The organism is Acinetobacter sp. YH12129 (genome assembly GCF_013418685.1).
GTDB lineage: Bacteria > Pseudomonadota > Gammaproteobacteria > Pseudomonadales > Moraxellaceae > Acinetobacter > Acinetobacter amyesii.
In genome coordinates this window covers 103,502-119,346 of sequence record NZ_VPBP01000004.1, presented here as the reverse complement: position 1 = coordinate 119,346, position 15,845 = coordinate 103,502, and the positions used below count along the sequence as shown (strand labels likewise).

Genomic DNA, 15,845 nt, shown 5'->3' with positions numbered 1-15,845 from the left:
ATTAACGAATCTGACTTAATTGAAGTGTTCGGAAAAGTTCAATACAAGCTTGAACATCTAACTCAACTCCATTCAGAGTTGATGCAATTTTCATGGGACTTAAAGCATTGCAGAAAAAAACACTCTGAAAATGCGTAATTTCATCCATATTGACGTGACGTTGAGTACATGCAATCTGATGCTGCTGCATCCGTTTTAAAATTTCTGCACGCATGACACCATGCACGCCATTATAACGAAGTTCGGGCGTAATCCATCCTTCATTTGTACGAATAAAACAATTACTGCTCACACCTTCGACAACTGTACCTTGCACATCCGTCACCAAAGCTTCCCCCCATGGGGTTTGATCCAACTCTGCTTTGAGCATGACTTGTTCTAATCGATTTAAGGACTTCAAGCCCACCAAACTTGGCATGGTTAACCCAATGGCTTGATGTAATACACCACTTTCGACATTTTCGTACTCAAAATCTGCAACGGTTTTGGGGTAATAAAACACCCAAACATCTGCTGGATGCTCAGGTAAACTATAGCCACGCTGACCGATACCACGACTCAACACGATTTTCAAAGTGCCATTGACGACATCTTGTTTACGTAACAATTTTAGAGTGTCTTCAATGAGGCTTAAATCTGCATTTAGCTTTAATCGCTCATTACTCAGTTTTAATCGTGCAATATGCAAAGCTAAAAGTTCTATTTGTCCTTGGCGAATACGTGCCGTGCTAAAACAGCCATCGCCATAGTGAAAGGCTCGATCAAGTAAATCAACTTGTTCTATTTGCTGCGCATTTTTAAAACACTGCATACATCGTCATCCCAATTACATCACTTTATTTTAAAAAATAATCGTTCAGCATATATTTCTTTTTTGTTCATATTAAATTCTTTTTTAATTATTTTTTCTGCATAAAAACTACAGATATTCTTGCCTCATCCAACAAAACATGTATAAAAATTGAGGACAACATGAATCTATCGAAATTAAAACTTGGGGTTTTGGCTGCATTCATTTCTGCCACAGCATTCAGTGCATCTGCCAAAGATTTCTTAAATGTGTCATATGATCCAACCCGTGAATTGTATGACAACTTCAATAAAGACTTTAGCGTTTACTGGAAAAAAACCACAGGCCAAGACATTAACTTTAAACAATCTCATGGTGGCTCAGGCAAACAGGCTCGTGCTGTTATTGATGGTCTAGATGCCGATGTCGTCACTTTGGCCTTGGCTGCAGATATTGATGAAATTGCTGCACGTGGTTTAGTTGCAAAAGACTGGCAAAAGAAATTTCCGCAAAACTCAACGCCGTATACATCGACCATTGTGTTCCTAGTGCATAAAGGTAACCCGAAAGGCATTAAGGACTGGGGCGATTTAATTAAACCGGGTGTCGACATTATTACCCCGAACCCAAAAACATCCGGTGGTGCGCGTTGGAACTATTTAGCTGCGTGGGCTTGGGCCAAACACCAAGCAGGTGGTAATGATACAAAAGCCCAAGAATTTGTCCGCCAAATCTATAAGCAAACCAAAGTCCTCGACTCAGGTGCTCGTGGTGCAACAACTACATTCGCTGAACGTGGTATTGGTGACGTGTTATTGGCTTGGGAAAATGAAGCACATCTGGCAGTTCGTGAACAGCCGGGTAAGTTTGAGATTGTGACCCCTTCACTTTCTATCTTGGCCGAGCCACCTGTTGCGATTGTAGAAAAAAATGCCAAGAAGGATGGCAATGAAAATTTAGCCAAAGCATATTTAAATTATCTGTACTCACCTGCAGGTCAAACCATTGCAGCACAGAACTATTATCGTCCACGTAATGCTGCGGTACTGGCAAAATATAAAAATGTTTTTAAACCTTTAAAATTAGTGACTATTGATAAAGAGTTTGGTGGTTGGAGCAAAGTGCAGAAAAAACATTTTGAAAATGGTGGTGTCTTTGATCAAATCGTGAAGATCAATAATTCAAAATAATGCTTTAAATACTGAAAAGCATCTTCCTTTCGAATAAGGTCGATGCTTTTTTTTCATAGACATGCCTTTTATCTTTTTTATTCATATAAAATTCGTTTTTAATTATTTTTTATGCATAAAGATTGGCGCTATTCTTCACCCATGTTACAGATAAAGTAAAAATTATTGAGGTTCACATGAGTATTTCCGCAAAGTTAAAATTGGGTGTTCTTGCTGCAGTCATTTCGACGGTTTCTTTTGGCGCAGCTGCAAAAGATTTTTTAAACGTATCTTACGACCCAACGCGTGAACTCTATGAAAGTGTGAATAAAGACTTCAGCAAATATTGGGAAAGCCGTACAGGTCAAAAAATTAATTTTAAACAATCTCATGGTGGTTCAGGCAAACAAGCGCGTGCAGTCATTGATGGCTTAGATGCCGATGTAGTGACTTTAGCACTTGCAGCGGATATTGATGTGATTGCAGAAAAAGCCAAACTTTTACCTGCAGATTGGCAAAAGAAACTTCCACAAAACTCAACACCATATACTTCAACCATTGTGTTCTTAGTCCGTAAAGGCAACCCAAAAGCAGTTAAAGATTGGGGCGATCTGGTTAAACCAGGCGTGGGTATTATCACCCCAAACCCGAAAACCTCAGGCGGTGCACGTTGGAACTATTTAGCTGCGTGGGCTTGGGCAAAACATCAAGCGGGTGGTAATGATACAACGGCTCAAGAATTCGTCCGTAAGATTTATAAAAACACCAAAGTACTCGATTCAGGCGCACGTGGTTCGACTACGACCTTTGCTGAACGTGGTATTGGTGATGTATTGCTGGCTTGGGAAAATGAAGCACATTTAGCGATTCGTGAACAACCGGGTAAGTTTGAAATTGTGACCCCTTCACTTTCAATTTTAGCTGAGCCACCTGTTGCTGTTCTAGAAAAGAATGCGGAGAAAAAAGGCAATCTTTATTTAGCCAAAGGCTATTTAAACTTCCTTTATTCACCACGTGGTCAGCAAATCGCAGCTCAGAATTTTTACCGTCCACGTAACGCCACAACACTTGCACAATACGCATCAGTCTTTAAGCCACTTAAACTCGTAACCATTGATAAAGAATTTGGTGGTTGGGATAAAGTCCAAAAAGCACACTTTGAAAATGGCGGCGTGTTTGACCAAATCGTCAAAGCCAACAATGGAAAATAAGACCAGTCATTGGCTGAATCAGGAGAACTTGACATGACACATACAGTAATTGTCCCGGGTGTAGGCGGTAGTGAACACGCGCATTGGCAATCTTGGTTACAACGTCAGCTCATGTCTAGCTCTCGTGTTCAGCAAAAGGATTGGAATCACCCTGTACTAAAAGAATGGATTAAACAATTCGTTCAAACCGTACGACCGTTACAGGGTGAAATTCAAATTGTGGCGCATAGCTTTGGTTGTTTAACCACGGTGGCAGCATTGGCCTTGCATCCAGAACTCAATAAAAAAATCAAAAATTTAGTTTTGGTCGCACCCGCCAATCCAGCACGCTTTGGAGAAAACGGCTTTGCACGCGACAGTACAACGGATTACAAAGCATTTTTTCATCAGCTAACTATTCGTGTGCCGACAACGATGTTGATTAGTGAAAATGATCCTTGGCTTGGCTTTGAAGATGCAAAACAACTTGCAGGTGCTTGGAAGCTTTACCCTGTGAATATGGGCGCTGTGGGTCACATTAATGTTGCATCAGGTTTTGGGCCGTTTCCTGAAATTTTCAATTACTTAATTTCAGAAAACCACATGAAACATATCAGCTTTACTGATGAAAACAAGTATTTATTTCAATTTGCTTTTTAAGTACTGAGCATTAAGCTTGTCGCAAAATCATTTATTCAATTTTGCTGACCTTTTAAGTCAGCTTTTCTCATTTTGAGGAGTCATCATGTCGCAGCGATCCCGAGTGCTGCCAGGATTTGGTCTTTCTCTAGGCTTTACCCTAGCGTATTTATCCTTAATTGTGCTCATTCCCCTTTCGGCCGTATTTATTAAATCGTTAGGTATCGGTTGGGAAGGACTATGGGAGATTTTAAGCTCAGAACGTATTTTAAAATCGTTACAACTGAGTTTTAGTGCCGCCATTATTGCTGCGTTAGTCAATGTGGTTTTTGGTTTGCTCTTAGCATGGTGTTTGGTTCGCTATACCTTCCCGGGTAAACGTATTATCGATGCATTGGTTGATTTACCTTTTGCATTGCCAACTGCCGTTGCTGGTATTGCACTGACTTCGTTATATGCACCGACTGGTTGGATCGGTCAGTACCTTGAACCCATTGGCATTAAAGTCGCATATACCCCGATCGGTATTACCTTGGCCCTCATCTTTATTGGTATTCCTTTTGTGGTTCGCACTGTACAGCCTGTACTGAGCGACCTAGAAACTGAACTTGAAGAAGCAGCTTCTGCACTGGGTGCAAATCGCTTTCAGATCGTGACCAAAGTGATCTTACCTATTCTATTTCCTGCGCTGTTAACAGGTTTTGCTTTGGCATTTGCTCGTGGTGTGGGTGAATATGGATCGGTGATTTTTATCGCAGGTAACCAACCCTTCAAGACTGAAATTGCCCCATTGATGATTATCTCTCGCCTTGAAGAATATGATTATGCAGGTGCGACCACGATTGCAGTTGTGATGCTGGTGATTTCTTTTGCTATTTTATTCTTAATTAACTTGGTTCAAGCATGGGCAAGTCGCCGTACAGGGAGAACTGCACGATGAATACGAATAGTAATGCGCTTGCGGAAAAATTACAGTCGCGTGATGCAACGCGTGAACCAACATGGGTTCGTTATACCCTGATCATCATTGCTTTAATTTTCTTCTTAAGCTGCCTGATTCTGCCATTGGTTTTGGTTTTCGTTGAAGCCTTTAAACAAGGTGTTGGCGTTTACTTCCAAGCACTGGTACATCCAGATACATTATCAGCAGTAAAACTTACGTTACTGACAGCTGTGATTGCCGTACCGTTGAACGTCGTCTTTGGTGTAGCTGCGGCATGGTCTGTTGCCAAGTTTAATTTCCGTGGTAAATCTATTTTAACCACGATTATTGATATGCCATTTTCAGTCTCTCCAGTTATTGCTGGCTTAATGTTGGTATTGATTTTTGGTACTCAAGGTTGGTTAGGCGGCTGGCTGATGGATAACGACATCAAAATTTTATATGCCGTTCCAGCCATTGTCCTTGCTACTGTGTTTATTACCGTTCCTTTTGTGGCACGTGAGTTGATTCCATTAATGGAAGCTCAAGGGACTGAGGAAGAAGAAGCAGCTATCGTATTGGGTGCTTCAGGCTGGCAGACTTTCTGGAAAGTGACACTTCCAAATATCAAATGGGGCTTAATCTACGGCGTGATTCTATGTAATGCACGTGCAATGGGTGAGTTTGGTGCTGTTTCTGTAGTTTCAGGTCACATTCGTGGCGAAACCAACACCTTACCGCTACACGTAGAAATCCTTTATAACGAATATACCTTTAGTGCTGCTTTTGCTGTGTCTTCACTATTAGCGCTCTTGGCGATTGTGACCCTGATTTTAAAAACATGGGTTGAACTACGTCAGGAACGACAAGACAAGCGTAAAGAAGATTCACAAGTTTCTTAAGGAATGACCTCATGAGTATTCAAGTAAAAAATATTGAAAAACACTTTGGTGCATTCCATGCACTTAAAAATATCTCTTTAGATTTCCCAGATGGTCAGCTCGTTGCGCTGCTTGGCCCATCAGGCTGTGGCAAAACCACCCTGCTCCGTATCATTGCAGGACTTGAATCTGCCGATAGCGGTCAAGTCATTCTAGAAGGTGAAGATGCCACTAAAGTTCATGTCCGTGAACGTGAAGTTGGTTTTGTATTCCAACATTATGCACTGTTCCGCCATATGACCGTATTTGACAACATTGCTTTTGGTTTACGTGTACGCCCACGTGCAACACGCCCATCTGAAGCCGAGATCAAAAAGCGGGTTACTCGTTTGCTTGATCTTGTTCAGCTTGGTTTCTTGGCTGACCGTTACCCTGCTCAACTTTCAGGTGGTCAACGTCAACGTATTGCACTAGCACGTGCTTTAGCGGTTGAGCCGCGTGTGTTATTACTGGATGAACCTTTTGGTGCATTGGATGCCAAAGTTCGTAAAGAATTACGCCGCTGGTTACGTACCTTGCATGACGAACTCCACATTACCTCTATTTTCGTGACCCATGACCAAGAAGAAGCGCTTGAAGTGGCCGATCAAATCATTGTGATGAATAAAGGCAACGTAGAACAGATTGGCTCGCCACGTGAAGTTTATGAAAAACCTGCAACACCGTTTGTATTTGACTTTTTAGGTCAAGCCAACCGTTTTGAAGGTCAAAATAGCAATGGCCTTATTCAAATTGGTGAAGACCGAATTTTGTTGCCACAAAATGCCAATGCACCGCAAGGCAATGTCATTGCCTTTGCTCGTCCGGATGAACTGCGTATTCATGCACAGCCGCAAGAAAATGCCATCCAAGCGACTTTTGTACGTGAGCTTTGGATTGCAGGTAAAGTCATTGCTGAACTGCATGACCGCCAAGGCAATCTGATCGAAATTTCATTAACGGCTGATGAAGCGAAAGCGCATCAATTCCGCCCAAATCAAACGGTATGGTTAAGTGCAACAAACTTGCATTTATTTGAAAACCAAGTTGCATAAAACAAAAAGTTGGGGCCGTCACAAGCCCCACTTGCTTTTAAGGTAAAATAAAATTATGAATTTCCAACAATTAAGAATTATTCGAGAAACAGTACGTCAGAATTTTAATTTAACAGAAGCATCTGCTGCACTTTACACTTCGCAGTCTGGCGTGAGTAAACACATCAAAGATCTAGAAGATGAACTTGGTGTACAGCTGTTCATCCGTAAAGGTAAACGTTTACTCGGTTTAACCGAACCAGGCCAGTCATTATTGGGTATCGTTGAACGCATGCTTGTAGATGCAGACAATATTAAACGTCTAGCAGATGACTTTAACAAAGTGGATGAAGGGACATTAACGATTGCGACTACACATACGCAAGCGCGTTATGTCTTGCCGCCGATTGTGAACCAATTTAAAAAAGAATTTCCAAAAGTTCATCTAATTTTGCAACAAGCAAGCCCTGTTGAAATTACAGAAATGCTCCTTCAAGGTGAAGCGGATATTGGGATCGCAACCGAATCGTTAACCACCGAAGATAACCTTGCAAGTGTGCCTTACTATAACTGGCAACACAGTATCATCACACCACAAGAGCATCCACTGACCCAAAAATCAAATATCACCATTGAAGATTTGTCGAACTATCCAATTATTACTTACCACGGTGGTTTTACGGGTCGTTCAAAAATTGATAAAGCCTTTGAAGATTCAGGCTTTGATGTTGATATCGTGATGTCCGCACTTGATGCAGACGTTATTAAAACCTATGTTGAACTCAATATGGGGGTTGGTATTGTCAACGATGTGGCATATGACCCAGAACGTGACTACCGTTTAAAACAAATTCCAACCGATATTTTTGGGGTCAATACCACTTGGATTGCTGTTCGCAAAGGACATTTACTACGCGGTTATGGCTATGAGTTTATTTCTTTATGTTCACCAGATGCTGACATCAAAGCGTTGAAAAAAGTCGCTTACCCAGAAGAATGATAGGCCAATTGACGAATTAAAGAGGACACCTACTGTCCTCTTTTTTTGGTAAACACATATTTTATCTAAGTTTTCTTGGCTTTATTTTTAATTTTGATTAAAATACATCCAACACAATAAAAATTAAAACCTTATTACTTCCGACCCATATTTATGAAAAATCAATTCGTCGCAGTGGCAGTCGGTATCGTCTGTCCCATACAAATCATGTATGCAGCAGGGATAGAAAACTCAGATCAATCGATCTCGGCCTTTCTTGAACCCGGAAATTATACTGAAGTCAGTTTCGCTTACGTCGATGCTCAAGTGGACGGCAAAGTTCAAAACCAAGGTTTAATCAGTGAGTTGGGCATCACTGATTTTTCTACAGGGAATCTCGCCCATCAACAATTTTCTGGGAAATTGGCACTCAAAATTCAACCACATAAAAATATTTCTGCGGGGGTGATTTATGAACAACCCTTTCATACCGATATCAGTTATCAATATAGTCCTCGCTTACTAGATGGCTCAAATATCGATATTGAAAGCGCCGATATTAACTTTAGAACGCATAACCTAACTGGACTGGTAGGCTATCAACCCAATAATAATTGGAATATTTATAGCGGTTTAAGCCTACAAACATTTAAAGGTGATTTAAAAATTTCTGGGCAACAATATGCTGCTCTCAATGGCTACCATGCCGATTTTAAACAAGATGAAGCGCTTGGTTGGCTGCTCGGTTTAAGCTATCAAATCCCTGAATATGCTATTAAAACTAGCCTAACCTATCGTTCAAAAATCAAACATGAAAATAAGACCTCTGAATCGACTTTGTATTCAAATGGTCCTTTTCAATTAGTACCAGACACCCATACCTCCATTCAAACGCCACAAAGCGTCAATTTTGAATTTCAAACAGCCATTAGCCCACATAATGTTGTATATGGCACAGTTCGGTGGATTAATTGGAAACATTTCAACATTCAGCCACCGCAGTTTAATGCCGTGCTTCAATACGCAGCACTCGATCCACAATACCGTGATTTAGCTGATATCCAATTGGTGGAATATCAGAAAGATCAATGGTCAGGAAAGTTAGGGATTGCACATCAATTGAATCCGAGTTGGCTCGCTGCTGCAGAGTTTATTTGGGACAACGGGACAGGAAATGCGGCGTCTACCTTAAACCCAAGTGATGGCTATCGAGGTTTAGGTTTAGGTATGATGCATAAATTTAACCCGAACAATTTTCTAGCGACTGGCCTGTATTATATGAAACTCTCAAAACCATCGAATACTGAAACATCTCATATTTCAGGTCTTGCAAGTGTCTCAGACAATGATGCCATGATCTATGGTCTGAAATTTGGTCACAGATTTTAAACGCTTTCTAAAAACAAAAAAAACGAGCCGAAGCTCGTTTTTTTATTTCAGTAAGAACTTACCAATGGTAGCTCACACCTACTTTACCTACTGGAAGCCATTCGTATTTGTCATCTTGTTCGATGCTACGTTCATGATCAGCAAGTAATTTGCGGTCATCAGCAGTACCACCAACAGCCGTTAATTTTGCAGTTGGGTTACCAGTGTAATAAGCACCTACTTCACCAAATACGCCCCAGTTTTTATTCAATTTTGGTGCAAAACCAAAACCTAGGTATGGTGCGATATCGTTATCGTAAGACACTTTACCGTTTAGACGATCGAAAGAAGTTTCTTTACCATCGATTTCGATTTCACCGCTTTTCGCTGTAGATTTCAAACCATATTCAGTGTCGATATAACCTACACCCGCAGCAACATAAAGACCTTGAGCCCATGGATTAGCACTTGCACCCCAAGGACGTACTTCTGCATTTAAGTAAGCTACTTTGTTATCCATATCCATGTCGTATTTTACGCCATCTACAGATAAGTCATCTGACCATGAAATATCACCACCGTTATAACCTAAAGCAAGGCCGACGTATGGGTTCGCAGTCCAAAGTAACGCACCACCATAACCAGTCGTACCCACTTCTAGACGAGCGCCAGTTGGGATAAGTTGGTTTTGATCAAATGCATAGCCATCATGAACTACAGAGGTATCTGCCATTGCAGTACCTGCAGCAGTAAGTAGAGCAGCTACTGTTAATAAACGTAATGATTTCATGTGTTTCTCCTCAAAATAAACTGTTATTCAGATTTTACAGACTTGTTATATGGCACATGTTAAAAGGAAACAAAGCTCAACATTTATGCAAATTTACTGATTTTTTGTTAACTTTTGATACATTTAGATTTTAATATTGATTAATAAAGAGTTTTTGTTTCACTTTTTTAAATATAATAATGATGCTTGAGAACAATTCTGTATATTTTGCGTATTTTTTATACAAACCTTATGAAAGTGCTACATCCATCACTCTTAATTTCTTGGTTTTAGTACTTGCTTAATAATTAATTCCGATCCTAGGCCGATTTACCATCTATTTTTAACTCAATTTAGTGTAAAATCTTGGAAAATTTTTTTCTGGATGGAAGAACATGTCTCAGCTTTCAACAATCATTGAACAAGCGTTTGAAGACCGTGCTAATTTCACTGCAGCTGACTGTCCTGCTGAAGTACGCGCAGCAGTAGAAGAAGTAATCGCTGGCCTAGATAACGGTACATTACGTGTTGCTGAAAAAATTGATGGTGAATGGATTGTTCATCAATGGGTGAAAAAAGCCGTTTTGCTTTCATTCAAATTGAACGACAACAAACCAATGGAAGCTTGTGACTTACGCTTCTATGACAAAGTAGATACTAAGTTCTCTGACTGGACTGAAGAACAATTTAAAGCTGCTGGTGTACGTGTAGTACCACCTGCTGTAGCACGTAAAGGTTCTTTCCAAGCAAAAAATGTTGTATTGATGCCTTCATATGTCAATATTGGTGCATATGTTGACGAAGGTACGATGGTTGATACATGGGCAACTGTTGGTTCATGTGCTCAAATTGGTAAAAACGTACACTTATCTGGTGGCGTTGGTATTGGTGGCGTTCTTGAACCACTTCAAGCGAACCCAACAATCATTGAAGACAACTGCTTTATCGGCGCGCGTTCTGAAATCGTTGAAGGTGTGATCGTAGAAGAAGGTTCTGTGATTTCAATGGGCGTATTCATTGGTCAATCGACTAAGATTTATGACCGTGAAACTGGCGAAATCCACTACGGCCGTGTTCCTGCGGGTTCTGTTGTGGTTTCTGGTAGCCTTCCATCTAAATGTGGTAAATACAGCCTATACGCTGCAGTAATCGTGAAAAAAGTTGACGCGAAAACTCGTGCAAAAACAAGCTTGAACGAATTATTACGCGAAGACTAAGTCTTTATTTCAGCGGAGCATTCGTGTTCCGTGGAGCCTCTATCGCTCCTCGTCTCTACGGTTAGCAATGATCGTAGAGATTTTTTGTTTTTTTATATCTGGTTAATTTTGTTATGAGTACCCTTCGATCTTCCGCTATTCCTGTTTCTGATCCGTCTGCGGGTTTACGTATTACGGAGATTTTTTATTCATTGCAAGGTGAAGCCAATACCGCAGGTTTGCCTACGGTCTTTATCCGCTTAACGGGCTGTCCGTTACGTTGCACTTATTGTGATACAACCTATTCGTTTGAAGGTGGTGAACGCCAATCATTAGAAGAAATTATTCAAACCACTTTAGATTTTAAAACCCCTTATATTTGCGTGACGGGTGGTGAGCCGCTTGCTCAACCGAACGCCCTTCCCCTCATGACTCGTCTGGCCGATTTAGGCTGCGAAGTATCTGTAGAAACCAGTGGTGCTTTAGATGTGTCTAAAGTTGACCCGCGTGTTTCAAAAGTTATGGATTTAAAAACCCCGACATCGGGTGAAGTTGCACGAAACTTGCTTAGCAACTTCGACCATTTAACGCCACATGATCAAATCAAATTTGTGATTTGTAATCGTGAAGACTATGAATGGTCAAAACAGCAAGTTGATCGCTATAAGCTAAACGAAAAAGTCAACACCATTTGGTTCTCTCCGGCCTTTGCCGTTGAAAAAGGCGCTGTTCGTTTACCTCAGCTTGCACGTGATTTAGCACAGTGGATTTTAGAAGACCATCTCCCTGTTCGCTTCCAATTGCAATTACATAAATTGCTTTGGAACGATGAAACTGGTCGTTAAGTTTTAAAGAATTATTTGGAGTAATGCATATGCGCCCTCGTGCCATAGTTTTATTGTCTGGCGGCTTAGACTCAACCACTTGTTTAGCTTGGGCTCAAGCACGTTATGAATGTATCGCCTTAAGTTTTATGTATGGTCAACGTTCTACGACAGAACTGGATGCTGCTCGTGAGTTAACCAAGCAGGCTGGTGTAGAACATCGTGTCATTAATATCGATTTAGGTAACTTAGGTGGCTCTGCGTTAACGGACCATAGCATTGAAGTTCCTGATCATGAACAAGCCGGTATTCCTGTAACTTATGTACCAGCGCGTAACACGATTTTCTTGTCATATGCTTTAGCTGCGGCGGAAGTTTTTGGTGCAGAAGCAATTGTCATTGGTATTAATGCGGTTGATTACTCAGGCTATCCAGACTGCCGTCCAGAGTTTATCGAAGCCTTTGCCAACATGGCTCGCCTTGCAACTAAAGTTGGCGTTGAAGGAAAACCACTTAAATTTGAAACACCTCTGTTACATTTATCCAAAGCAAATATCATTCGCTTAGGTATAGAACATGGCGTAGACTACAGTCAAACGGTGTCTTGCTATCAAGCAGATGACCAAGGTCGTGCTTGCGGTAAATGCGATAGCTGCCGTCTTCGTAAACAAGGTTTCGTTGACGCAGGTATTGAAGATCCGACACGTTACATACCGAAATAACAAGGTAGGGTTTATGAAAAATTTAAAATCAAACATTATTCTTTCTGCTGCTTTCTCTGCAGCTGCATTGTTTGCTTCAGTTGCACACGCTGACAACGACAAGCTTCAACAAGCATATAAGAGCACTAACGTAAAATCTTCGTTAATTAATGTTTGTAAAGAAGAAACTGGCAAAGGTAAAAAACTAACTGCCGCTGAAGTTAGCAAATACTGTACTTGTGCTGTTGAAGCAGATGGTCGTTTAACCAATGCTCAAAAATGGGAAATCCAAAGCACAATCAACCAGAAGAAAAGCCCTGCAACACTCGCTTTTGTTCAAAAACAAAATAAAGACCTTCAAGCATGTTTCGGTCCTCAGTTAACAGGTAAATTAAAAAATTTAACTGAAGAAGCAATGAAATCTGCTCAAGCGAAAAAATAATTTTCGTCTTAAAAAAGCCTGCAAATGCAGGCTTTTTTATTGCTTTAAGTTCAAAGTAAATTCTGTATGATGGTCATATTTCACATACTTTGTTTAAGCCCATTTAGGGATAAGACATGAAAAAGGAAATCTTCATGACTGAAATTAGCTTACCAAATCAAACCTTCCCAACCACCTCAGGTGAAGTCAACCTTGCAGAACTAAACAATGACTGGCTGATCATCTACTTCTACCCTAAAGATTCAACACCAGGATGTACGACGCAAGCCATTGGGTTTTCATGCTTAAAAGATCAGTTTGATGCGCTTAATACACCAATCTACGGCATTTCTCGCGACTCGGTTAAAGCCCATCAAAACTTCACTGAAAAGCAAAATCTAAGCATTGATTTAATCAGTGATAAAGAAGAAGTGCTATGTCAGCATTTTGACGTAATTAAAGAAAAAAATATGTATGGCAAAAAGGTTATGGGCATCGAACGCTCAACCTTTATTTTCCATCATGGCAAGCTGGTAAAAGAATATCGTAAAGTCAAAGCCGCAGGCCATGCAGAACAAGTCTTAGAAGATTTAAAAGCATTACAAGCAGCATAAAAGTAATGATTTGAGCCCGCTCCTTTAGGAATGGGCTCAAACTTAATAAGAAGCTTCTAACTAGAGCAATAATGAGGCTGCAATTCCCCACATCACAACGCCAATAATAAAATCTAAAACTTTCCATGCCTTTGCACTTTGGAAGAGCGGTAATAAATAGCGCGCACCAAATCCGAGGACAAAGAAAAATACCCATGAGGCTGTGATTGCTCCAGTCGCAAAATAGACTACTGTCGATTCAAACTTCGTGGAAATAGACCCAATCAGCACAACCGTATCGAGATATACATGTGGATTTAACCATGTTAAAGCCAAGCAAATCAGTACCAACTTCAATAATTTTGTTTCATTCTTCTCACTGGGCGCTAAACTGCTCGAAGTTTTAAAGGCTTGCAGAAAATGCTGTACCCCATAAACTGCTAAAAACGTTGCGCCCAAATATTTAGCTCCATTGACAATTTCCGGATGACTTTCAACCAATTGGGAGAATCCGAGCACACCTAGTAAGATGAGTATCGAATCAGAAGCAGCACAAATAGCGCAGAGCCAAAAGACATACTGCTTTTTTAACCCCTGCTTGAGAATAAACGCATTTTGCGCACCAATCGCGATAATTAGGCTAAATCCAATTGCGAGCCCTTGCATATAACTGTGCAACATTTTTAACTACACTTTCAAAGCTTTAAATGAATCTTGCTATTATCCAAGCTAATTGCTAAAAATAAGTATTTATAAATAAATATCAATATAACTAAGTTTTTCTTAGTTTGTGAAATTTCTAATGCTCATAGGTGACTCATGTTACAAAGCAAACATAGCGAAGCTTTTCTTGCAGTTGCTGAAACAGGAAGCTTTGAACAAGCGGCACTGCGTTTAAACATTACGGCATCTGCGGTCACGCTCAGGCTGCAAACCTTAGAAAAGAAATTAGGTCATGTACTCATTGTACGTGAACGACCCTGCCGCCCAACACTCGCGGGCCAATCATTATTACATTATTTACAACACAGCAAATTACTAGAACATAATTTTCTGCAAAATCTAACAGGACAAACGGCGAATGCTTTCTATCAAGTCAATATTGCGACCAATGCTGACTCACTTGCGACATGGTTGCTTCCGCTACTCAAAGATCTCTTAATTGAAGAAAAAATCGTGATTCATTTTCAGGTCGATGATCAGTCACAAACACATCATTTATTAGAAGCAGGACTAGTCAATGCCTGTGTTACAACAGAATCAGAAGCCATGAAAGGCTGCGTTGCAGAATATCTGGGTGAAATGCATTATCGCTTTGTAGCAACCCCTGATTTTATCCAAAGATGGTTCGGTCAAGGTGTGACGCGAAATGCGTTAAGGGCTGCGCCTGCACTGATTTTTAATGAGAAAGATGACTTACATACACAATCGATTCAGAAGAATTTCGGACTCAACCCTTCACAATATCCACATCATTTCATTCCCTCTTCAACGGCATTTTTTGATGCCATTACGATGGGCTTGGGCTATGGATGGTTACCCGACTATCAAAGTAAAGACTTATTAGCAGCGGGAAAATTGATAGAGCTTTCAACAGAACTCAGTATTGATCTAGCTTTGTATTGGCATCATTGGAACCAACAATCTGTTCAATTACAAAAATTGACTGCTGTTGTGCTGCAACATGCCAAAGATCATATGTGTTAAACCCTGTAAGACTACGGTTATTCAAGCCGCCATTGGCCTTTGAGCTGTATCAATACTTGCTCACCTACTCCACCGAGTGCTTTACGCATACCAAAATCACTACGCTTAATGGTTGCTAAAGATTGAACATCCAACACTTTTGGATTTTGCGGGCTTGGGGTGAGTGTGGTATCGAAGATCACAGGTTTAGTGATACCACGAATGGTGAGATCCCCTCGAATCATATATTTCGCATAAGCCACGGGTTCGATTTGTTTACTTACAAACTTCACTTGCTTAAATTCAGCGGCATCAAAATATTCACTGCCCAAGATTAATCCCTTTAAGCTTGGATTACTAAAACTGATGCTATCTACATCTAACAGTAAATGCGCTGAACCTTTATGCGGAATTTCAGGATCAAATTTTAGGTTCGATTGAACCTTATTAAAGCGCCCTTCAACAATAGATAGCCCCACAGATTTAATGCCAAATGTGACCTGACTATTAGGCGTTAGCGTCCACTCAGCAGCATGTAGGGGCAATACGCAGCATAAAGCGAAGGCTCCCATATATTTTGCTAAGGTTCCGTGACGCAAATTCATGTTTTTCTCCTGAATAAAACACAGCCTAAAATCACTACA

The 15,845-nt window shown here is 40.6% G+C and carries 18 protein-coding genes; 14 read left to right on the top strand and 4 right to left on the bottom strand.

Translation table 11 applies throughout. The annotated features are described in order from the left end of the window. Position 1: 1 nt before the first annotated feature. A complete protein-coding gene (gene pabC, locus FTU65_RS04090) occupies positions 2-811 on the bottom strand; it encodes an aminodeoxychorismate lyase (protein ID WP_180066383.1) in 810 nt (269 codons plus the stop codon). A 161-nt stretch (positions 812-972) separates the two neighbouring features. Between pabC and FTU65_RS04085 the strand changes: the two genes are divergently transcribed. From FTU65_RS04085 to FTU65_RS04050, 8 genes are all read left to right on the top strand, one after another. Continuing rightward, positions 973-1,980, top strand: a complete 1,008-nt coding sequence (locus tag FTU65_RS04085) for a sulfate ABC transporter substrate-binding protein (protein ID WP_180054964.1) — start codon at positions 973-975, stop codon at positions 1,978-1,980. Positions 1,981-2,156: 176 nt separating this feature from the next. Next, positions 2,157-3,170, top strand: a complete 1,014-nt coding sequence (locus FTU65_RS04080) for a sulfate ABC transporter substrate-binding protein (protein ID WP_078192016.1) — start codon at positions 2,157-2,159, stop codon at positions 3,168-3,170. A gap of 33 nt (positions 3,171-3,203) precedes the next feature. Beyond that, complete coding sequence (locus FTU65_RS04075) at positions 3,204-3,809, top strand: alpha/beta hydrolase (protein ID WP_180003264.1); 606 nt, start codon at positions 3,204-3,206, stop codon at positions 3,807-3,809. Positions 3,810-3,894: 85 nt separating this feature from the next. Further along, positions 3,895-4,728, top strand: coding sequence for a sulfate ABC transporter permease subunit CysT (cysT, locus tag FTU65_RS04070; protein WP_180003266.1), 834 nt, complete (start codon positions 3,895-3,897; stop codon positions 4,726-4,728). Further along, complete coding sequence (gene cysW, locus FTU65_RS04065; RefSeq protein WP_078192018.1) at positions 4,725-5,612, top strand: sulfate ABC transporter permease subunit CysW; 888 nt, start codon at positions 4,725-4,727, stop codon at positions 5,610-5,612. The genes cysT and cysW overlap by 4 nt, the downstream gene beginning before the upstream one ends. An 11-nt stretch (positions 5,613-5,623) precedes the next feature. Then, on the top strand, positions 5,624-6,685 hold the full coding sequence (locus tag FTU65_RS04060; RefSeq protein ID WP_111883965.1) for a sulfate/molybdate ABC transporter ATP-binding protein: 1,062 nt from the start codon (positions 5,624-5,626) through the stop codon (positions 6,683-6,685). Positions 6,686-6,740: 55 nt separating this feature from the next. After that, entirely contained in the window at positions 6,741-7,664 is a 924-nt protein-coding gene (locus FTU65_RS04055) for a CysB family HTH-type transcriptional regulator (protein WP_180009951.1), read from the top strand. 153 nt (positions 7,665-7,817) lie between these two features. Next, complete coding sequence (locus FTU65_RS04050) at positions 7,818-9,032, top strand: OmpP1/FadL family transporter (RefSeq protein WP_257222597.1); 1,215 nt, start codon at positions 7,818-7,820, stop codon at positions 9,030-9,032. Between the two features lie 58 nt (positions 9,033-9,090). On the opposite strand, the gene carO is transcribed toward FTU65_RS04050, so the two are convergent. Beyond that, complete coding sequence (gene carO / locus FTU65_RS04045) at positions 9,091-9,801, bottom strand: ornithine uptake porin CarO (protein WP_180009952.1); 711 nt, start codon at positions 9,799-9,801, stop codon at positions 9,091-9,093. Positions 9,802-10,175: 374 nt separating this feature from the next. Here carO and dapD point away from each other — a divergent pair, with 374 nt between their 5' ends. From dapD to FTU65_RS04020, 5 genes are all read left to right on the top strand, one after another. Continuing rightward, positions 10,176-10,997, top strand: a complete 822-nt coding sequence (gene dapD, locus FTU65_RS04040) for a 2,3,4,5-tetrahydropyridine-2,6-dicarboxylate N-succinyltransferase (protein ID WP_078190347.1) — start codon at positions 10,176-10,178, stop codon at positions 10,995-10,997. A 113-nt stretch (positions 10,998-11,110) separates the two neighbouring features. Beyond that, positions 11,111-11,821, top strand: a complete 711-nt coding sequence (queE, locus tag FTU65_RS04035; protein WP_180009953.1) for a 7-carboxy-7-deazaguanine synthase QueE — start codon at positions 11,111-11,113, stop codon at positions 11,819-11,821. Between the two features lie 29 nt (positions 11,822-11,850). Next, positions 11,851-12,522 carry a 7-cyano-7-deazaguanine synthase QueC gene (gene queC / locus FTU65_RS04030; RefSeq protein ID WP_180009954.1) on the top strand — a complete coding sequence of 224 codons (672 nt, stop codon included), beginning with the start codon at positions 11,851-11,853 and terminating at the stop codon, positions 12,520-12,522. Positions 12,523-12,535: 13 nt separating this feature from the next. After that, positions 12,536-12,943 carry a hypothetical protein gene (locus FTU65_RS04025; protein WP_078192024.1) on the top strand — a complete coding sequence of 136 codons (408 nt, stop codon included), beginning with the start codon at positions 12,536-12,538 and terminating at the stop codon, positions 12,941-12,943. 134 nt (positions 12,944-13,077) lie between these two features. Continuing rightward, positions 13,078-13,536 (top strand): peroxiredoxin, encoded by a 459-nt coding sequence (locus FTU65_RS04020; RefSeq protein WP_180003271.1) that lies wholly within the window; start codon positions 13,078-13,080, stop codon positions 13,534-13,536. Positions 13,537-13,596: 60 nt separating this feature from the next. On the opposite strand, the gene FTU65_RS04015 is transcribed toward FTU65_RS04020, so the two are convergent. Beyond that, on the bottom strand, positions 13,597-14,196 hold the full coding sequence (locus tag FTU65_RS04015; RefSeq protein ID WP_180066382.1) for a LysE/ArgO family amino acid transporter: 600 nt from the start codon (positions 14,194-14,196) through the stop codon (positions 13,597-13,599). A gap of 138 nt (positions 14,197-14,334) precedes the next feature. Here FTU65_RS04015 and FTU65_RS04010 point away from each other — a divergent pair, with 138 nt between their 5' ends. Beyond that, positions 14,335-15,222 carry a LysR family transcriptional regulator ArgP gene (locus tag FTU65_RS04010; RefSeq protein ID WP_180009956.1) on the top strand — a complete coding sequence of 296 codons (888 nt, stop codon included), beginning with the start codon at positions 14,335-14,337 and terminating at the stop codon, positions 15,220-15,222. A gap of 17 nt (positions 15,223-15,239) precedes the next feature. Here the strand turns inward: FTU65_RS04010 and FTU65_RS04005 are convergent, their stop codons facing one another. Then, positions 15,240-15,806, bottom strand: a complete 567-nt coding sequence (locus FTU65_RS04005; protein WP_171262626.1) for a YceI family protein — start codon at positions 15,804-15,806, stop codon at positions 15,240-15,242. Positions 15,807-15,845 lie beyond the last annotated feature (39 nt).